Below are 19,086 nucleotides of genomic sequence, written 5' to 3'. Positions count from 1 at the left end.
CCATCTATTTTCAACTCGAATAAGTGACGGTCGTCAAAAAGTAAAGAAAAGGAGGCCTCCCGTGTTCTAATCTCGAAGTTGAATCATTCCTTCCCAGGGGAACATCTCCACGGTGAACTCCACGGGCGGAGCGTTCACGTCTTTTTTCACCACGTAAGTTCCGCTAAACGGCGAATCGACGGGCACCTCATAAACAAACGTAGCGTCCGCCCTCACCCGTATTTTGCCCTCGTAAAACGGTGTTCCCTGTTTGACGTGCACCAAAACGACCGGACGGGAAACAAAAATCTGACCCCACGCAGGGGAGCTCGTTAACAGCCCCTTCTTCTTGAGGTCGTAGAACTCGAACTGAACGTCATAATTCGGGTCAATGATGCGGGTGTACCATTTGAAACCCAGTCCCGTCGTGTGGCTTTCACTAAACCCCGCCTGAGCCGTGGGAAGTGGCCTCCCGGTTGCATCAATACCGAAATCAAGATTCAGCCCCCAGGTCACCACGGATTGAGATGTTGAACCACTATCATCGGGTCTGAAGCTACCGTACCCGATAAACGCATCGTCGGAATTCAACACCGTAACCCTGTCTTTAACCTCCTTGACTGCAATCTTGAAGTCCGACGGAAGATCCCTATCAGACGGAACCTCTGCCGAATGGGTTATGGCTACGTAGTAGACGTACTGACCCCACTCCCCGTAAGTGCCCCAAAACTCGGCTCCAACGCCGTTGTAAACCGTTGCCTTTCGGACGATCCAGGGGGCAGGGGCGACCTTTATCTCCCGGGAGGTCCTCAACGAGAGTATCGCCCCCAAGTATTTCCAAGCCCGGGGGGGCTCGTCTGAAAGGGCGCCTTTCACTTCAAGGGGCGTGTTTTCAAACTTACTAACCTCAGAATAGAAGTCCTTTGTAAGGGTCTTAACATCTAAGTCATCACTATCATACCCGAAGTAATACAGCGGTACATACGCGCCCGAAGGAAGGGGCCTCAGAGCGATTCCAACGAAGGTGGCGTCACCGAATTCCTCGAACTTTATTCTGAGTGTCAGCATATCCCAATACTTCTGTAGGAACTGCTCGGCCAGATGTAGGCTTAGCTTGCCCGTGAACGTTTTCATGATGATACCTTTCTCATGGCCGGGAAGAGGTGATATCGAGATTCCATCAGAGGGTATTGAGGAAATTTTGGTAGGCTTCACAGTGTCTGACGCACTTACAAGAACCATTCCAACCATCAGCAGTCCCAGAAGGACTGAGAACAACTGCTTCCCCTTCACATGGTTCACCTCCTCATGGTTTTTGTATTACTATTTGGATTGTTTATCCGTTATAAGTTTTTCCTTGTATTATTAGTAATTTCCTTTTCTTGTCTTTTCTAAGTACGAATTTATTCTAATACATGTTTTCCCCTTAGAACTGTCCAAAAGAAAGCTGAGTAAAAGAGTTGCATGACGATGCAATCGTGCAATATGTAACTAAGATGATGACTCACCAGCGTCAGAGACCACACTAAGAAGAATTTTAACCCTGCCATTAATTCTCCCCCAGCTTATAAAACCTTTTCTCCAAAAAAGCCTTAAAGAGAACGCCTTTAGCTTTTTCTGGTGTCTTCCATGCGTTTTAATGAAAAAACGTTTAAGAAAGAAGTCCTCCCAAAAATTCCTTCCCGGAACGAGCCTCCTCTACCTCCAAACTGGTTGCATATGGAAATGCTCGAACGCTTCCGCGTCCTTCAATTTGCACCGCTTGAGAAGGGCATGAACGTCCTTGAGGTTGGGTGTGGCGCACATGCATTAACTACCGTTCCATTGGCTTACCTCGTCGGAGAAAGCGGCCGTGTTGTGGCGGTGGAGGTCTCAAGGTGGCGCTTCTTCGATGAGATAACAACCGCGACTGGCCTAAAGCACCGGATAATCCCGCTCAAGGTTGATGCAAGGGAGCTCCCGTTCCCGTTTAAGGCCTTTGATTTAGCCGTTCTCGTCCACGGAATCCGGAGCCTGAAGAGCGAGGAAACTATGGTAAAGGTCATCTCGGAGATGCTCCGGGTTTCCGAGAAGGTCTTCATCGCGGAGAGTCTGCCCATAGCAAACAACGAGAGGCAGAGGGCGCACCTTGAGCTGTACAACCTGCGCGAGGAGATTTTTGAGGCGCTGTTCGGTGAGAAAGACGACCTGCACTACCCGACGCTTGAGAAACTAACCGAGCTGATTGAAAAAGCCGGCGGAGAGGTTATCGAGAGTGGAACCCTTGAACCGGACCTGCCGCACTATCTCGCCTACATCCCGCGCGAGTACGTGGAAAAGATAAAGGACGAGAAAAAGCGCGCTGAACTCCTGAGGAGGTGGGACAAAGCCTACGAAAAGTGGAAGAGAGGCGCGGAGCATCCGCCGGTTGGCTGGCTGATCGTGGAAGGTTAGCCCCCTCCCTCGCCAGCGGGCAGGAAGAAGGACAGGGCCACGCTGATGACTAACAATCCCATCATAACGGCCATCGCCAGCCTCATCGCATCGACGAACGAAATCCTCAGGATTTTGATAACCAAATCGTGATACTCCGGCGGCACGCTGAGCTCTCCGGCCTGCATTTTTAGTATCCACTGAATCACTGCCTCTCTTATCTCCTCTCTGCTCCCCTCGAAGAGCCCAGACTCATATATCTGCCGGGTTATGCTCTGGATAACCCCCAGAACCAGAACCGCCCCTATGAATGCAGTGCCGAGAGATAATCCAAACTGCTTCTGGGCGTTGAATATTCCCGATGCGTCGGCCTGCTGTTCCGGCTTGACCCCCATCATGGCCAGGTTGGTTATCTGGGAGAATATCAGACCGTATCCCGTTCCATAGAGGGCAAAGCCAGGGGCAAACTCTTTTCCGGTAACCCCCGGCCCCAGAACATCGAGAATAAAGTAAAGACCAAAGAACGTCAGTCCTATTCCAAGCTGGATTATCCTCTTGGGCGTGAGGTGTTTTGCAAACTTCTGACCGGCCAATGAAGAGAGGAACATCATCACCGAAAGGGGAATCACGACAAAACCAGTTTGGATGGCGTTGTACCCGAGGTACTGCTGAACGAAGACGGGAACAGTGAACATCAGGCCGGCAAGGCTTACCTGGAAAAAGAGGCTCACGAGGTTAGCCACAGTGAAGGCCCTTGACCTGAAGACTTCCACGTCGATTAAGACATCCTCCTTACCCCTCAGATTCTTCTCGTGACGCCAAAAGAGAAACAGGGTTACAAGGCCGAGAACCATGAGGAGCAGAACCGGCGGATTAGATAGAGGGTCCATGATGAGCACCGAGAGAGTCAGGAGAAACAGACCCACCCCAACCAGGATGGCACCAACAACGTCGAGATTTACTTTCCGCCTGGGTCTGTAGTCCGAGAGTATCCTCAAGCGGGCAAAGATTCCAGCCGCTATTATTGCCTCCATAAAGAAGCCGAGGCGCCAGGTGAAGTAAGTCGTAAAGAACCCCCCGATTATCGGACCGAAGGCAGCGGCAGCGCCGCCGACGCCACCCCAGACACCAAAGGCAAAGGCCCTGTCCCGGCCAGTGTAAGCCTTTGTTATGTAGGTAACCGTTGCGGGCATCATCATCGCAGCGCCTATGCCCTCAAGGATAGACCATCCAAGGAACAGAAAAGCCAGGTTGGGGGCGAAAGCTGCCATCAGCGTTCCAACGGTATATATAACCAGCCCTCTGAAAAAGACCTTCCTCGTCCCCCAAATATCGGCAAGTTTTGCACCCGGTATCATGAACGCGGCCATTACAAGGGCGTAAAGGGCTATCGCGCCCTGGACACCAGTCACGGTGGTGTCCAAATCCTTAACAAGGGCGCTTATGGAAACGTTCATCATCGTTGTGTCGATGAACATTATGAAGAGCGCCGCACTCATTACGTAGAGAACTCCCCACTTAGACTGTCCCACTTAATCCACCAGAGAACCATTTCGGGGAGCGATGTTATAAGGTTTGCTCAGCCGTTCTCGACGACGACTTCCACCCGGCCCAGGATGAGAATCACGAGAAAGAGCAGAAGAATCGCGACCTTCAGGGCAGGTGAAACCCATCCTGGATAGGAGGTGGAAATCTCTGCATCGGAGACGAGGGCCGTCCCGTCGTCGAAGACTTCCGAATCGGGAGGCAACCTGAGGAGCCAAAGGGCCGTGAGGAAATCACCCGCCATGCCGGCCGTGTTGAAGACATAGGCAAGAGCCCAGAAGTTGGAACGGAGGAACCAGGCCAGGGACAGGAAGACAGCTGAGGGGAGGAGCGGGGCAAGTGAGACGAGGGCGTATCTCCTCGCGCGGAGAGGCGTTTCGATGGCAACGTATGGAGCGACGATGAGCTTTCCGAAAGAGGTCACCCCGAACCTAACCCTCGCGCCGAAGAGCCTGGCAACAAGCGCGTGCAGGCCCTCGTGGAGCGGAATCAGTACGAGCCACGGCAGAACGAGAAGGTAAAGGAACTCCCCAAGAGAGCTTACGGACACTTGGGCCCACGGCACCGCCAGCCCTGAAACAACGAGCAGGATAAGGGACAGGATAAAAATATCCGAGGAATAATCGGAGAGCCTCAGCTCCCCCATCAGAACTCCCTCTCCACGAGGAACTCGGCAAGGAGTTCAAGGTCCTTCCTCGCCTCGCTCTCCGGGAGGACTTTCAAAGCTTCGTTGGCCTCCTCAACCAGGTTCTTGGCGTATTGTGCGGCGTAATCGATGCTGCCGTACTTTTTGAGAAGCTCGATGGCTTTAGCAACTTCCCCCTTAACCTGCTCGTCGTGTATCAGCGCATCGCCCTTGGCATCGCCGGCGTATTTGCCAAAGACCTTAAGGAACTCGGCCTTATCTTCCTCGCTCGCGTTCTGGAAGAAGTGCCCCACTATCAGCGTCTTCTTACCCTTGCGTATGTCACTCCCCACGGGTTTTCCAAGCTTCTCCTCATCGGCAATCAAATCCAGCACGTCGTCCCATATCTGGAAGGCTATTCCGACGTTCATTCCCCACTTGGCGAGGGCTTTGATGTACTCTCCGTTATCGGTCCCAACTATCGCGCCTATCTCGGCCGAACCCTGGAAAAGGGCACCGGTTTTTCCGCTGATCATCTTGAGGTACTCCTCGACGGTAACCTCCTTTCTGGTCTCGAACTCGATGTCGAGGGCCTGTCCCTCGCAGAGCATGTTGGATGTCCTGACCAGAACGTCAAGGATTTTAGCCTTCTTCTCCGGACTAACATCGGCCCTGGCTATCGCCTCAAAGGCCTTGCTGAAGAGCAGGTCTCCAGCCAGAATCGCCATGTTGACGCCCCAGAGCTTGTGGACGGTCGGTCTTCCGCGCCTCAGCTCATCCATGTCCATTATGTCGTCGTGGACGAGGGAGTAGTTGTGGATGAACTCGACGGCTGCTGCTGGATATAGGGCCTTTCTTGGGTCGCCGCCGACGGCTTCAGCGGCACGGAGAACCACGAAGGGGCGAACCCTCTTTCCACCGGCGAGCGGATAGTGTCTGGACGCCTCATAGAGGGCCCTCGGCTCCTTTTCCGGGATGAGATCGAATATTGTTTTATCAACGTCCTTAGCTTTGGCTTTAACCCTTGCGAACAGCTCATCGTACTTCCCCATTGTATCACCCCGTGAGTGATGAAAGCAATCTAAAGGAAAAATAGGGCAACTCTTTATCAGTTTTACCCTACCTTATCTCGACCAGGTAGCCGTTCCTCGACACGAAGACGTCCCTGCCTATCAGGTAGCCTTCCTCCTCGGCCAGCTCCGCGTAGTGGGTGAGCATTCTGAACTCACCGTGCGCTGGAACTATGTTCTCCGGGTTCAGCATTCTGATGAGGTACCTGTGATCTTCCCTGCTGGCGTGGCCGCTGACGTGGAGGTCTTTTATCATTCTGACTCCCTTCATCTTGAGTTTCGTCTCAAGGACGTATCGCTGGGCCTTGTTGAGCGGATTCGGTATCGTCCCGGCGGAGAAGACAACGGTGTCGCGCTTGCCGATGTCGTATAGCTCCCCGTTGGCCATCCTCGTGAGGACCGCACCTGGCTCTCCCTGGTGTCCGGTGACCACGAGAAGGTAGTTCTCCCTCGCGCCCGAGACCTCCGCGAGAACCTTCCTTATGGCGTTGGGACTCCTGACAGCTCGGGCGCCCTTCATTCTTATCAGCCCGAGCTGCTTGGCGATGCCGGTGTATTTGGCCAGGGAGCGGCCCACGAAGACCGCCTGCCTGCCCATCTTGTTGGCTATCCATATGAGCTCCTGGAGCCTGGGGATGTGGCTGGCGAAGGTCGTCGCTATCAGCCCATCGGCCTCCATGCCCTCGTAGAGGAAGAAGTCCTCCAGAAGCATCTGAGCCACTGCCTCGCTCGGGGTTTTGGTCGGCTCGGCTACGCGCGTGGATTCTGGAATGAGAACCTTGACGCCCTCCTTGCCGAGCTCCTTCAGGCGTTTGTAGTCGGGCCTCTCGCCGAGGGGATTGTTGTTGTCGAACTTGAAGTCGCCTGTGTGGACGACCGCGCCCTCGGGCGTGTGGACGACGACCATAGCCGCCTGGGGAATGGAGTGGGTTATCTGGACGAACTCTATCGCCAGGTTCTCACTCACCTGGACTATTTCACCAAACCCGGTCTCGTACATGGGGTTCTTGACCTCAAAATACTGCTCGCTCTTTACCTCGCTCTTGGCGAGCTTTATTGTATACGGCGTTCCGTATATGGGCACGTCAGGATAGTGGGGCGCGAGTTTACCGATGGCGCCTATGTGGTCCAGGTGCCCGTGGGTGAAGGTTATGGCGACGACCTTCTTGTTCCTGAGAATGGAATCATCTGGAATGGCGCCGAGCTTCTGGAGCTCCTTGGCCGGAAACTGCTGGATATTGACGTCCTCGTGGATGAGAACGCGGTCGAGCCTTATCCCCATGTCAATTATAACGACCTCTTCCCGGCCGCCGTTAGAGTAGCCGACGGCGGTCATGTTCTTGCCGACTTCCTCGTAACCGCTAATGGTGTAGATTTTTATCATGTCTATTCCTCCTTACGCCCCCAGGCCTCTCCTGAGGCGTGGGGCTGCGTTGGTCTTAGTTGTGGGCAGGGGTTTAAAAAGGTGTGCATTCATCTCAGGTTTCTTTTTGCTCAAAGTACCAAGTTACCGGGATCCCGAGGGCAGAGGCAATAACCAGGCCAGCTGGTATCCACCAGATTCCGTCCTACTCCATGAACCAGGTACCAGCAGAATAATAGGAGGAAAGAGTTCCCACCAACGCACCCAGGAGGTAGAAGGCGTTTCTCCGGAGGGTTGTTTCAAACTTCGTGATAATCGTCTCAAGAAAAGATGCGGCAACTGAAAGGGCCATCGTAAAGGGATTCCATGTGAGCGCAAAACCTTCTACCAAGTCCGCGGCGAGCCTAACCTTAGATTCCTTTTCCTTCTCCATGATGGCCCCCAGAGATTACTATAATCGAGAGTTTAAAAAGATAACCCAAAAGGAGAATTACCTGCTCCGCAAATACAGTCCCAAATCCACCCTCTGCTCCAGCCACTCCCGTGTGAAGCCAGTGATAACGAGCGGGACCCTTCTAAGCTCCTCGACGTTTCTGGCTCCAACGAGGAACATTGCATTGCGAATCTCCTCTATGTAGCGCCTGAGGATTTTGATGACTCCCTCAACGTCGCCTTTGACAGCAGGTTTGAGGAGCGGTAGAGCCACTCCTGCGAAGGTCGCACCCATCGCCAATGCCTTAGCCATCGTTATCCCGTCGCGCATTCCGCCGGTGGCTATTATCGGCAGGTCGGTGGCGTAGCGAACCTCGGCGACGCTTATGGCCGTCTTAATTCCCCAGTCCCAGAATTTCAGGGCGAGGTTCCTGCCCATCTCGTCCTTGGCGCGGTAGTATTCAACACCGCTCCAGCTCGTCCCACCGAGGCCACCAACATCGATGGCGTCTATGCCGATGCCCTCAAGCCTTATCGCGACCTCCATCGAAACGCCGGCACCGGTTTCCTTCGCTATTATGGGATATGGAAACTCGGCCTTGAGTTCTGCCAGGGCATTCAAAACACCCCTGTACTGCGTGTCCCCCTCCGGCTGGACGCTCTCCTGGAGCGGGTTCATGTGGATCGCCAGAGCGTCCGCCTGAATCGTCCCGACCGCTTTCAGCGCCTCATCAATTCCGTAGCGCTCTTTAATGGTCTCGGAAAACTGCGGTGCCCCGAGGTTGCCGACGAGGAAAACATCAGGGGCAACGTCTCTAACGTAGTAACTCTCCCACGTCTCGGGCTTCCTTATCATCGCTCTCTGACTTCCAACGCCCATCGGTATATTGAGTTCCTGGGCGGCCTTCGCTAAAGTCTTGTTTATCTTCCCGGCGAGCTGAGAGCCTTTCGTTCCGCCGGTCATTCCGGCTATGAAAATCGGGTAATCGAACTTCCTCCCAAGGAACTCAACGCTGAGGTCTATCTCCTCCTTGTCTATCTCAGGCAGGCTCATGTGGACGAAGTGAACATCCTCAAAACCGTTGGAAACGTGGGCCTGAACGTTTCTCTTCAGGCAGTGCTCTATGTGCTCGAACTTCCTGATGATCGTGAGCTCCTCCTTATCGAACGCCTGCATTCACACCACCGATGGAAAAAGGATGGGGGAAGTTAAGAGGTTTTTGGAACTTCAGTTGCAGGGCAGCGTCACGTTGAAGACCCCAACCTCCACCCAGCCGCCGCGCTTCCCCACATACCGTTCGACCCAGTGGGTCGTGTTGAAGTCAAAGAGCACCTCAAGCGTGCCGTTGCCGAAGAGGGGGTAGTTCGGACCGAGGTGAAGCTCAGGCCTGAGGGCAATGTAATCCGGATTAACATGCTTTCCGCCGGTGTCATGGAAGTAAGCGAAGATTACTGGGACAGAGGAACAGAGAGACCAACCGGTTGCCACAAGGGGAATTTCTATCCTACCCCCGCTCACGTTTGGGGGAACGGGATAGACCGCCCTCACCATCTCAACCTTCGGAACGGCCCAGCCTGGGGTGTCGTAGTACCATATGGTATAATCAATCTCGCTCCGGTTTACCAGCCTCCCAGAGGGGTAAACGGTGAGGTTCACCCATGGAAGGCGGCCCATTACCGGGTAAACGCCTCCCGATATATGAATCCCTGATGGGTAGAACAGGAACACCGAGTCACGGTCGTTCAGGAGCCGCTCCAGGGGCTTCCTCTGAAGATGCCACTCGATGACAAGTACAGACCCGTTCGATGTCTCCACAACGGAGCTGGTGACCCTGAGGTCCTCCGGGCCGGCCATGAAGTCGTTCAGAGCGCCCATTCTGGCGGCCGTTTCAATGCCGAGGAACGCCCATCCGAAGACCACAAGGATAAGCACAACGGCGAGAGCCTTTCTACCCATCACGAATCCCCGTGGCGAATACCTGGATGAAAATAAAAAGTTTACGATTTGTGGACGTTACCCTCTAATCTTCGTTCCGAAGCCGTCGCCCCTTATCGCTCCACTCAGCCTTCTCGGAACCTTCCCGTTGACGAACCAGACCTCCGAGTGCTCCGCTATCTTCTTCGCCTCCCTCAGCTTGTTGCAGATTCCGCCGGTGACGTCGGTTCCAGCTGCTGTGCAGTGGAGCCTTTCGAGGAGGGGGTCTATATCTCCCTTCGAGAGGTTCTGAATCAGTCTCCCTTCGCCGGGCCTGCCGTCGTAGATGCCGTCAACGTCCATGAGGAATATCACCTTCTTCGGCCCGAGCATCTTGGCGAGGTAAGTGATGATCTGGTCGCCGGAGAGTATGTCGATGCCCTTCGCGAGGTCTATCGAGACGTCTCCGAAGAGAACGGGAATGAACCTGAGTTCAAGGAGCCTTTCGATTATCTCAAGGTCACCGTAAACAACTTCGCCGTTCTCGGTTATGAAGACGGACGATGTCGAGACCGAGAAGGCCGGCAGACCCTCGCGGATGAAGGCTTTGATAAAGTTCGCATTTGCCCGGAGCATGGCCTGATGTGTCTCGGTGAAGCCTATCCTCCTGAAGTTGGCGGTATCCCAGTCCTCCGGAAGGCCTTCTCTTATTCCATATTTCTTGGCGTAATGGTGGCCGAAGCTCCCGCCGCCGTGGACGATGATGAAGTCCTCACGGGGGTAAAAGCCCGCTATCTCCCTCGCTATGTTCCCCACGGTTTCATGGTCAAAGTTCTCCGGTTCACCTTTCTTGTCGCTGAAAACGCTGCCGCCAACCTTGACGATTATCATGGCAGAACCTCCTCTATGCGAAGCCCTTCACGGCTTATCCTCGTTATCATCGGCGTCCCGCCGGCTATCGTTATGGCCGTTGCCACTTCGCTCTGGTTCTCGGGAGCCAAGGCGTACATGCAGCCGCCACCACCGGCACCGGTTATCTTTGCCCCTATAGCCCCCGCAACCCTCGCGGCATAGACCAGCTCGCTGAGCTTTTTCGTCGAGACCCCGAGGGCATCGAGGAGACCATGGTTGATGTTCATGAGCCTGCCCAGCTGGACGAAGCGGATTTCGTCATCGAGGTCCGAGGTTATTACCTCCCGGGCTTTCTCGACTATCTTGCCCATCGCTATGAGCACCGGTTCTATAACCTCCGGCATCTCCTCGTAGGTTCTCCTTACCATAGCCACGAGTTCCTTGGTTGACCCGCTCGAACCCGTGTAGCCGACGACTATGGGCAGCTCCATGAAGGGCAGGTGCTCGAAGTTCCCCTTCTCGTAGTGGATGAAGCCACCTATGGCCGAAACCGTTGGGTCTATACCGCTCGATGCCCCCTGGACGAGGAGTTCGACCCTATGACCCAGCTTTCCTATCTCCTCGTTGGTCAGCTCAAGGCCGAGCAGTTTTGAGACCGCCCCGATGGTCGCAACCGCAACGGCAGCAGATGAGCCGAGACCAGCCCCAACTGGAATCTGGGACGTTATCGAGACTGTAATCCCTTTCCCATTAGCATCGGCCTCCTCTCTAACAAGCTCTATCGCCTGACGGACATAGCTGAGAACCTCGGCAGCTTTACCATAGTCGCTCTCAAAGTAAATCTCGTCCTCGGAGAATGAAACGGTCAAACCAGGGACGCGTATGTCCTTGGCCTCTATCTTAATTGCACCTCTATCGTTGAACTCAGCCCAGACATAGGTTCTGAGGTCTATTGCTGCGGCAATGGCAGGCTTGCCGTAAACGACGCTGTGTTCGCCGAAGAGGATAATTTTAGCCGGAGCGGATGCCAGAACCCTCATCTTTGACCCTCCAAAAGCTTTCTCATAACGTTTTCCAAATCGTCAAGCTCGTTCTGAACAGTGTACCAGATAAGCGAGAGGTCAACACCGAAATAAGCGTGAATTAACTTGTCTCTCATACGTACTTCACCTCTTTAAGAATCCGTTCTCTAATGCGTCTCTTCAGGGCGCCCTTGGTTACAAGGTCAACTTTGACCCCAAGGAGTTCCTCTAGGTATTCCTGGAGACAGACGAAGGTCATTAACCCAACGGGCTGCTCGAACTCCACGAGAATGTCAACGTCGCTGTCTATCCTCTGCTCGTTTCGGGAATAAGAGCCGAAGATACCAATACGCTTAACACCGTATTTCTCCCTCAGTTCCTTCCTGTGGGCACGCAGGATTCTTTGAACATCCTCAAGCGTTCCAATGCGTGTGGTCTGCATGGTAGGAAATAAGAAAAGCCCCTTATGGCCTTTTCGTTCACCGCTTGAAGACGATACTCGCGTAGCCCACGATGGCATCCGTGGAGCGGCTCACCTCATAGCTCGTCGTGTAGTGAAGCAGCTCCGCCTCAAGCGCTCCGGCAAGGCGGGAGTAAACCACCGCAGTTCCAACTCCACCCGGCCCACACATTGTGTGGCCCATCTCGCGGAGCTCCCTGAACATGCCCCCAACATCGAAGTCGAGAATCCTCCTTATTATGCGAAAATCCCACTCCTTTATCCTGTGCGGGAGCTCATCAGCCCTCGCTCTGAAGGGCACGTAGCCGTACATTGCTCCGTAGTGCATGAAGTCCGTGCTGGCAATAACGAGGACGTCCCTGCCGAGCTCCTTAGAGGCTTCAAGGATAGCTTTTCCGAGGTCTTCAGAAACCTCCTCATCCTGAATGCCGAGGGCTATTGGAACTATCTTGACTTCCCTTCCCGCTTTCTCGGCCAGATACTGGATGAAGGGAAGCTGAACCTCTATCGAGTGCTCGTATTTGTGGGCAATCTCGTCCAAATCCGCTATACCGGAGAGCTTCGCTATAGCTCTGGCCATCTCGGAATCAACATCGACGTCACCGAGCGGTGTGCGCCACTTTCCAGAGGGATAGACCGCTATCGGAGAGCCGAGGCCGGTGTGGTTCGGCCCGAGGAGTACGAAGGTCTCGGGAAGGCCGTCTTCAAAGATTGTCTTGTATGTCCTCGATGCGGTGTAGCCCGAGAATATATAACCCGCGTGGGGTGCAACTCCAGCGGTTATCCTCCTGTCACTCCCCTCCTCTCCCAGGTCGCCCAAGAACTCCTCAAGCATCTCGATGAGAGCATCCCCAGATGGATAGAAGCTGCCTGCAACTGCGGGATACCTTACTTCCATAGTCTCACCCCCAAGGATTCTTGGGATTCAATCCTTAAATACCTTCAACCATCTTTAGCCCGGAGCCTGTAAGCGGTAGGAGAACCCTTGACCCTCCCCCAATCCATCCCGATTCCATTAGCTTCCAGAGGGCCGCGAGAACTACCGCGGAGGTCGGCTCGACGAGGAAGCCATGCCTCTTGAGCCAGTTGAGCGCTTCCATTGTTTCAAGCTCATCCACGCTTACGCACAGGCCGTTGGTTTCCTTAAGCGCCCTCTTCATATCATGAAGCCGGGGAGGTTCAGGAATCGTTATACCATCCGCAGTATCGTTCTTCATTGATGAGCGCTCGCAGAGGCTTTCGTAGCCGGAAGCTTGAACGGCAACGAGCCTCGGAAGTTCATCAACCACGCCCATCTTCATAAGTTCCGAAAATCCTTTCCAGAGGCCAAGGAAGAGCGTCCCGCTGCCCGCCGGCGATAGGACGTAGTCGGGAATGCCGAGTTGCTCAAAAACCTCAAAGGCAACCGTCTTTGTTCCCTCGATGAAGTAGGAGTTGAGCCAGTGGGAGACGTAGATAATCCCGCTCTGCTCCGCGAACTCTTTAGCTTTTTTGTGAACGGTCATCCTGTCGCCGTCAACGAAGTGCATCACCGCCCCAAAGCGCTGGAGGAGTGAGAGCTTTCCGGGACTTGTATCGTAGGAAACGAACGTGTGAACCCTTATTCCCGCGGAGAGTCCGTAGAGGGCAAAGCTTAGAGCCGCGTTTCCGGAGCTGTCGAGGACAACCTCGGTGATGCCTTCTTCCCTCAGCTTCGCCACCGTCACGTAGGTGCCCCTGTCCTTGAAGGAACCACTTGGCTGGAGGTATTCGAGCTTGAAGAATCCACTGACCTGGCCGATGCGAAGGGCACTCACGGGGGTTATCGCCGGCGTTGCTGGAGGGAGGTAACCTTCTCCCACCGGAAGGAAATTTAGGTAGCGCCGCATATCGATATGGGGCCTGAGGCCACCAAAGAAATCGACGTAGTCCCTCTCCACAAACAGAGTGCCGCCGCAGTCACAGGTCAGGCGAAACGTCTCAGGGTGCACTTTTCCACAGTGTGAACAGACGAGCATGGTACCACCCAAGGCTTTTTAGGGCGTGCGTTGATATCTATGGCACAGGTGAATAAAAAGGTGGTTGCCATGGTGGAAAAGTTTGTTTCAGCGGACAGGCCCCAAACGAAGGAAGGGTACCAGTACCACATCGCCTGCAAGCCGGGGGACGTTTCGAGGTACGTCCTTCTGCCAGGGGATCCGGAGAGGGTGCCGAAGATAAGCTCCCTCTGGGATGAGGCGAAGGAGATAGCCTTCCACAGGGAGTACAGAACTCACACCGGGAAATACAAAGGAGTTCCAATAAGCGTTACCTCGACCGGAATAGGCGGGCCCTCGACGGCGATAGCCATAGAGGAGCTCGCGGCGATAGGTGCCGACACCTTCATCCGCGTCGGCTCCACCGGCGCGATACAGCCCGGAATGGAGATAGGCGACCTGATTATAGCGAAAGCGGCGGTTAGGCTCGAAGGAACTTCGAAGCAGTATGTGAGGGTTGAGTATCCCGCGGTTGCAGACCTTGAAGTCACCCTCGCACTGATTGAAGCCGCTGAGACCCTCGGAGTGCGCTACCACATCGGCATAACCGCTTCAACCGACAGCTTCTACCTCGGCCAGGGAAGGCCCGGTTTAAACGGCTACTTCCCGAGCTTCGCAAAGAACATACTCGACGACCTGAGGCAGGCTAGGGTTACCAACTTCGAGATGGAGGCGGCGACGCTCTACACCCTCGCGAACATATACGGACTGCGTGCAGGATGCGTCTGTGCGGTCTTCGCCAACAGGATAACCAACGAGTTCGGCAAGGCCGGTGAAAAGGAGGCAGCGCTGGTTGCCAGCGAGGCGGTCAAGATACTCGCCGAGTGGGACGAGGAAAAGGAGAAGGCCGGAAAGAAGGTCTGGTTCCCGGGGCTGAGGAGGGTTTGACACCAAGTTTTTGTTTTCTTAAAACGCCTGCAAAGATTTCTTTATCTCTTATTAACGCCATTCGGGTGTGGATTTAAAGTTAAACCTGCGCCAATGGAGTAGTTGGATGAATTAAAATTTCTAGCTATTCAGCTTCCAGAAGGAGCTACCAACTTTGATAAGCCCCTACCGAGCAACTTTGTGAAGACGAAGTTTTTGTGGCGCCCCGGCGGGGATTCGAACCCCGGACCTCAAGGTCCGCAGCCTTGCGCCCTATCCAGACTAGGCCACCGGGGCACTTGCCAGCTAAACCTTCCCGGAAACGCTTTATAAATTTAACCGTCCCACAGGACCGAAAGATTTATAAATCAACCGCAGGTGAGTATGTAACGGGCCGCGGAATGCGGTGGTAGTCTAGCCTGGTCTAGGACAGCGGCCTGCCACGCCGCTGGCCCGGGTTCAAATCCCGGCCACCGCACCACACAAACTTTTCTGGAGAAAAGTTTGATCAAATGTCTCTGTACTGCACAACTTACTTTTTACCTTTCGGAGAGAAGAATATTTTCGACCAACTTTTTCCAAAAGGCCAAAACAAAAAAAGAAGCTGGAAATCGCACAAAGCTCCTCAGGCTCTCAGCTTTGCCAACGCATCCTCAGCCGCCTGGAGTATCTGATAGCCGACCGGAGAAGCCGTTAGGAGGGGGTGGGTCGCTATCTGGAGTGTGTAAAGCTCGCTCGCGGTGAGTCTCTTCTGTATCGCGAGGGCGAGAATGTTTATCATCTCGCCAACACTCTTTCCACCGGCTATCTGGGCACCGAGTATCGCTCCCCTGTCACGGGAGAATATCAGCTTAACCGTCACCATCGAGGTGTCCGGGAACTTAGCCGGGTGCCTGTCGGGACCTTTTCCATAGCCAACTATGACCTCGAAGCCCTCCCTTCTGGCGGCCTCCTCGGTGAGGCCCGCGGCCGCAAGGGTGAGACCGGCAACATTGGTGGAATAGACGCCTATCGTCCTTCTGTTCTCCCTGACGATCTGGAGCTTGAAGAGGTTCGCACCGGCTATTCTTGCCTCGAAGGTTGCCGTTGAAGCAAGCATCAGACCGTAGGGCTTGCCCGTGAAGAAGTCCCTGTGCTCCACGCAGTCGCCAACGGCGAAGATGTCCGGGTGAGAGGTTCTCATGTACTCGTCGGTCCAGATGCCGTAGCGCGTAACCCTGAGGCCAGCCTTAACGGCCAGCTCAACGTTCGGGCGGTATCCGATGGAGAATATAACGAGGTCCGCAGGGAGCTCGCTTCCGTCGATGAGCCTCACCCGCTCGACCCTTTCCCCACCAAGGATCCGCTCAACCTGTCCATGGATAACCTTTATGCTCCTCTCCTCAAGTCGTTCCGCGACCATCTCGCTGAACTCCCTATCGAAGGAGCTTCTCAGGAGCCTGCTCCTCACGAGAATCGTCACGTCCTTTCCGAGCTTTCTTATCTCATCACCGACCTCGAGTGCTATGAAGCCGCCTCCAACGATGACTATTCTCTCCGCAGTTTTAACCCTCTCGCGGAACTCCTTCAGGTAGCGGTAGTCTTTCGGGACGGTGTAAACTCCCTCCAGCTCCGAGCCAGGGAACTCCGGCTTCACGGGTTTTGAACCGGTCGCAAGGACGAGCTTCTCCCAGGCGATCTCCTTCCCGGAGGCGGTCCTCACGAGCTTTGCCCTCGGGTCGATCTCAGTAACCTCATCCGTCAAGACATCCACGCCGAGCGGCTCCAGGAATTTCTCGACAGGGAGAATATCATCATCAACACTATTCAGCGTGCCAAAGATGTACGGGATGCCGCAGGGAATCATGGAGATATCTTCCCTCTTGATGACCAGAACGCTTTTGTCGGGGTAGAACTTCCGGGCCGAGATCGCCGTGGTCAGGCCCCCGGCGCTTGCTCCGATAATAACAACGTCGTACTTCACTTTCCATCACCATGAAGAATTAGGGCGGCCTACTATTAAACGATTTCTTTAACCTCGAGTTCAAAACGTAAGCACTTTTAAGAGGATAAAAGAACAGGAAAGGACATCAGTCTCCGGTCGCGCCCTTCAGGGCGTCCTTGCAGGCGCAGTGGCGCTCCTTCGGAATGTACCTGATGGACTTCATGAGGAGGTACTTTATCTCCTCGCTCTTCTTGGCCATCAGCTCAACGACCTCGGTGTGGGTGAGCTTATCCCTGCTTATTCCGGCGGCGAAGTTGGTAACTATGGCCACGCTGGCGTAGCATATCTCCAGCTCCCTCGCCAAGGCTGCCTCGGGACACTGAGTCATTCCAACGACATCGGCACCGAGTATCTTGAGCGCCCGTATCTCCGCCCTCGTCTCGAACCTCGGACCCTCCATGCAGGCGTAGGTGCCCGTTGGGTGATAGTCGAAGCCAAGCTCCTTGGCGGCGGTTATCAGGGCCTTCCTGAGCTCGGGACAGTACGGGTCCGTGAAGTCCACGTGGGCAACGAACTTCCTGTCATGCGGGCTCTCGTCGCCGTCGTAGAATGTGTAGTGCCTCGTCTTGGTGAAGTCCAGAAGCTGGTCGAGAACGACGAAGTCGCCCGGCTTCATGGCCTCGTTGAGGGAGCCAACCGCTGAAGTGGAAAGAATCCTCTCCACACCGAGCTCATAGAGCGCCCAGATGTTGGCACGGTAGTTTATCTTGTGCGGAGGAACGCTGTGCCCCTCACCGTGCCTCGCGAGGAAGGCTATCTCCTCCCCGTCGTACTCCCCGATCTTCACCCGGACCTTTCCATAGGGAGTGTTCACGAACTCCTCCCTGATGTTCTGAAGCAGCTTCGGATCGTAGACTCCGGAACCTCCAATAATTGCTATCCTCGGCATGGCATCACCTGGAAGATGAAAGGGCGGCGGTCTTAAAACGTTAGCCCTTTTCCCAGAGCCCCCTCTGGTACTCCGCCCGCTCCTCGATGTCCTCTCTAACCTCACCCTCAGTCTGGAGTTCCAGTATCTTCGTCAGTATCTCGCTGAGGAGCCAAGAGCCCCACTTGGCGTCCTTCACCTCAAGGGCCGCATCTATCGCCCCGTCTATATCCCCGGCATTGAGCTTCGCCACAGCTATGCTGCCAAAGGCCAACGAGCGGAGGTAGTGGCCACGAACGCGGGAGGCGAATTCCCATGCACCGTCAAAGTCTCCAAGCTTGGAGAGGTACGTGGCAACTTTGACGAGAACCGCATCCTCCCGGGTTCTCTCACCTATTGACTTAACGAGACTGGAGTACCTCTCGCTGATGGGCCTGGAGAGCAGCTGGTCCACCACAAAACCCGCTATGTGTTCAAACTCCTCCCCCTTCAGAAGCTCCAGCAGTCTGGAGAGTATCTCCTCCCTGTCGGCGGATACCTTGACGATTCCCTCGAGTACGGCGGTTCTCTGCTCGGGGGGCAACCGTTTCAATATCCCCATGACGAACTCGAGCTCACCCTGGTTCCCAAGGCCGATTAGAAGGGAGTTGAGAACATCCGAACCCGTCTCACCGGAGAGGGACAGCGCTATATCCACAAACTTCTCGTAGGTTGCCTTGGGGACGTCGGATGTTTTCAGATATACTGCGACCTCCCTCATGGCCTCGCCAAGCCAATAGTCACTCCTGAGTTCAGACAGGGCGCGTATTGCACTGCCGAACTCCTCCCGTTTAAGGTGCTCCTTCACCGCTTCGATGGCCGCTATTGAGTGCCAGGGCTCCTCGTCAATCTGTTCGATGATCCTCGCGGCCCTGCGCATATTACCGCGATTCAGGTACGCACGGAGTATCTTCAGAAGGAGGTCGTTGCGCTTTACGGTATCCTCGATGTCGGCAACGTAGAAAAGGGCATCATCGACCAGGTCAAGCTCCAGAAGCCTCACTACAAGCTCACTGAGGAGGTCGTCGCGGAGAGGTTGGGGGAAGTCGAGCACTGCATCGTGGGCCTGTCCAAAGACTTTTCTGGACGTCTTCTTTTCTGCCAGATGAAGGTAGGTGCCTATCTCCATAAGAGCCCTGACTGCCAGAACTGGGTTCTCGATGGAGGCGACCGCGTTGAAGGCGTACTTAAACGCAGTACCGTACTCGGGGTTCTTAGCCCGGTGCATGTAATAGCCAATTTTAGCGTAGGTGACTGCTCGCAGGTACTTGTCCCGTATATCAGAGGCCAGCCGAAGGGCCTCGCGGTAAACATCGGCGGCCATTATTTCCACCGGAAAATTTACGATATGGAAGTATTTAATGGTTTCCAACGGCCAAAACAGAATAGGGGCAATTAGTCAAAAAGCGAAAGTTCAGCCAAGGTCGTCATAAACGACGCCGACGACTTCACCATCGTCAAGGGAAACGAAGCTTACTTTTGTCTTTTTGCCGCTCTTGGGGTCGACCACAACAAAATCTGGCTTGGACAGGTAGTTACTGCGTGGCATCCTCCAGGCATCGCCGTAATGGGCCTTTAACTCCCTCAAAAACCTTTCCGCATCTTTCCGGATTACCGTTGTCACAGATATCACCATGA

The 19,086-nt window shown here is 54.5% G+C and carries 20 protein-coding genes and 2 tRNA genes; 3 read left to right on the top strand and 19 right to left on the bottom strand.

What is annotated here, in order from left to right:
- Positions 1–66: 66 nt before the first annotated feature.
- Complete coding sequence (locus TIRI35C_RS02520) at positions 67–1,272, bottom strand: hypothetical protein (RefSeq protein ID WP_188201607.1); 1,206 nt, start codon at positions 1,270–1,272, stop codon at positions 67–69.
- 426 nt (positions 1,273–1,698) lie between these two features.
- Between TIRI35C_RS02520 and TIRI35C_RS02515 the strand changes: the two genes are divergently transcribed.
- Positions 1,699–2,412: a class I SAM-dependent methyltransferase gene (locus TIRI35C_RS02515; protein ID WP_246454663.1), complete on the top strand. Its 714-nt coding sequence runs from the start codon at positions 1,699–1,701 to the stop codon at positions 2,410–2,412.
- Here TIRI35C_RS02515 and TIRI35C_RS02510 read toward each other — a convergent pair.
- From TIRI35C_RS02510 to TIRI35C_RS02450, 13 genes are all read right to left on the bottom strand, one after another.
- The gene (locus tag TIRI35C_RS02510) at positions 2,409–3,923 is read right to left on the bottom strand and encodes an MFS transporter (RefSeq protein WP_197971662.1); all 1,515 of its coding nucleotides are present in this window, start codon (positions 3,921–3,923) and stop codon (positions 2,409–2,411) included. The genes TIRI35C_RS02515 and TIRI35C_RS02510 overlap by 4 nt on opposite strands.
- 47 nt (positions 3,924–3,970) lie before the next feature.
- Positions 3,971–4,582, bottom strand: a complete 612-nt coding sequence (locus TIRI35C_RS02505; protein WP_188201606.1) for a DUF3267 domain-containing protein — start codon at positions 4,580–4,582, stop codon at positions 3,971–3,973.
- Positions 4,582–5,613 (bottom strand): polyprenyl synthetase family protein, encoded by a 1,032-nt coding sequence (locus TIRI35C_RS02500; protein ID WP_188201605.1) that lies wholly within the window; start codon positions 5,611–5,613, stop codon positions 4,582–4,584. The genes TIRI35C_RS02505 and TIRI35C_RS02500 overlap by 1 nt, the downstream gene beginning before the upstream one ends.
- A gap of 67 nt (positions 5,614–5,680) precedes the next feature.
- Complete coding sequence (locus tag TIRI35C_RS02495) at positions 5,681–7,015, bottom strand: RNase J family beta-CASP ribonuclease (protein ID WP_188201604.1); 1,335 nt, start codon at positions 7,013–7,015, stop codon at positions 5,681–5,683.
- Between the two features lie 184 nt (positions 7,016–7,199).
- Positions 7,200–7,427 (bottom strand): hypothetical protein, encoded by a 228-nt coding sequence (locus tag TIRI35C_RS02490; protein WP_188201603.1) that lies wholly within the window; start codon positions 7,425–7,427, stop codon positions 7,200–7,202.
- A gap of 57 nt (positions 7,428–7,484) precedes the next feature.
- Complete coding sequence (gene fni, locus TIRI35C_RS02485) at positions 7,485–8,603, bottom strand: type 2 isopentenyl-diphosphate Delta-isomerase (protein WP_188201602.1); 1,119 nt, start codon at positions 8,601–8,603, stop codon at positions 7,485–7,487.
- 51 nt (positions 8,604–8,654) lie between these two features.
- Positions 8,655–9,383: a hypothetical protein gene (locus TIRI35C_RS02480; protein WP_188202962.1), complete on the bottom strand. Its 729-nt coding sequence runs from the start codon at positions 9,381–9,383 to the stop codon at positions 8,655–8,657.
- A 57-nt stretch (positions 9,384–9,440) separates the two neighbouring features.
- Positions 9,441–10,232, bottom strand: a complete 792-nt coding sequence (locus TIRI35C_RS02475) for an isopentenyl phosphate kinase (protein ID WP_188201601.1) — start codon at positions 10,230–10,232, stop codon at positions 9,441–9,443.
- Positions 10,229–11,233 carry a mevalonate kinase gene (locus TIRI35C_RS02470; RefSeq protein WP_188201600.1) on the bottom strand — a complete coding sequence of 335 codons (1,005 nt, stop codon included), beginning with the start codon at positions 11,231–11,233 and terminating at the stop codon, positions 10,229–10,231. The genes TIRI35C_RS02475 and TIRI35C_RS02470 overlap by 4 nt, the downstream gene beginning before the upstream one ends.
- Positions 11,230–11,352, bottom strand: a complete 123-nt coding sequence (locus tag TIRI35C_RS02465) for a HepT-like ribonuclease domain-containing protein (protein ID WP_188201599.1) — start codon at positions 11,350–11,352, stop codon at positions 11,230–11,232. The genes TIRI35C_RS02470 and TIRI35C_RS02465 overlap by 4 nt, the downstream gene beginning before the upstream one ends.
- Positions 11,349–11,657: a nucleotidyltransferase family protein gene (locus TIRI35C_RS02460; protein WP_188201598.1), complete on the bottom strand. Its 309-nt coding sequence runs from the start codon at positions 11,655–11,657 to the stop codon at positions 11,349–11,351. Before TIRI35C_RS02460 ends, TIRI35C_RS02465 begins: the two co-directional genes overlap by 4 nt.
- A 37-nt stretch (positions 11,658–11,694) precedes the next feature.
- Positions 11,695–12,573, bottom strand: a complete 879-nt coding sequence (locus tag TIRI35C_RS02455; RefSeq protein ID WP_188201597.1) for an MEMO1 family protein — start codon at positions 12,571–12,573, stop codon at positions 11,695–11,697.
- Between the two features lie 34 nt (positions 12,574–12,607).
- Positions 12,608–13,672, bottom strand: coding sequence for a pyridoxal-phosphate dependent enzyme (locus tag TIRI35C_RS02450; RefSeq protein WP_188201596.1), 1,065 nt, complete (start codon positions 13,670–13,672; stop codon positions 12,608–12,610).
- 69 nt (positions 13,673–13,741) lie between these two features.
- Between TIRI35C_RS02450 and udp the strand changes: the two genes are divergently transcribed.
- Positions 13,742–14,578, top strand: a complete 837-nt coding sequence (gene udp, locus TIRI35C_RS02445) for a uridine phosphorylase (RefSeq protein ID WP_188201595.1) — start codon at positions 13,742–13,744, stop codon at positions 14,576–14,578.
- Positions 14,579–14,776: 198 nt separating this feature from the next.
- On the opposite strand, the gene TIRI35C_RS02440 is transcribed toward udp, so the two are convergent.
- A tRNA-Arg gene (locus TIRI35C_RS02440) sits at positions 14,777–14,854 on the bottom strand.
- A 106-nt stretch (positions 14,855–14,960) separates the two neighbouring features.
- Here TIRI35C_RS02440 and TIRI35C_RS02435 point away from each other — a divergent pair.
- Positions 14,961–15,038, top strand: a tRNA-Gly gene (locus TIRI35C_RS02435).
- Positions 15,039–15,182: 144 nt separating this feature from the next.
- On the opposite strand, the gene TIRI35C_RS02430 is transcribed toward TIRI35C_RS02435, so the two are convergent.
- The 4 genes from TIRI35C_RS02430 to TIRI35C_RS02415 form a co-directional block, all read right to left on the bottom strand.
- Complete coding sequence (locus tag TIRI35C_RS02430) at positions 15,183–16,520, bottom strand: NAD(P)/FAD-dependent oxidoreductase (protein WP_188201594.1); 1,338 nt, start codon at positions 16,518–16,520, stop codon at positions 15,183–15,185.
- A 106-nt stretch (positions 16,521–16,626) separates the two neighbouring features.
- A complete protein-coding gene (gene mtnP, locus TIRI35C_RS02425) occupies positions 16,627–17,430 on the bottom strand; it encodes an S-methyl-5'-thioadenosine phosphorylase (protein ID WP_188201593.1) in 804 nt (267 codons plus the stop codon).
- A 40-nt stretch (positions 17,431–17,470) separates the two neighbouring features.
- The gene (locus TIRI35C_RS02420; protein WP_188202961.1) at positions 17,471–18,772 is read right to left on the bottom strand and encodes a hypothetical protein; all 1,302 of its coding nucleotides are present in this window, start codon (positions 18,770–18,772) and stop codon (positions 17,471–17,473) included.
- Between the two features lie 90 nt (positions 18,773–18,862).
- Positions 18,863–19,072, bottom strand: a complete 210-nt coding sequence (locus TIRI35C_RS02415; RefSeq protein WP_058938200.1) for a hypothetical protein — start codon at positions 19,070–19,072, stop codon at positions 18,863–18,865.
- Positions 19,073–19,086: the final 14 nt, after the last annotated feature.

Origin of the sequence: Thermococcus camini (genome assembly GCF_904067545.1) — an archaeon.
In the GTDB taxonomy this organism is placed as follows: Archaea; Methanobacteriota_B; Thermococci; order Thermococcales; family Thermococcaceae; genus Thermococcus; species Thermococcus camini.
This window is presented reverse-complemented; position numbering and strand designations above follow the sequence as displayed.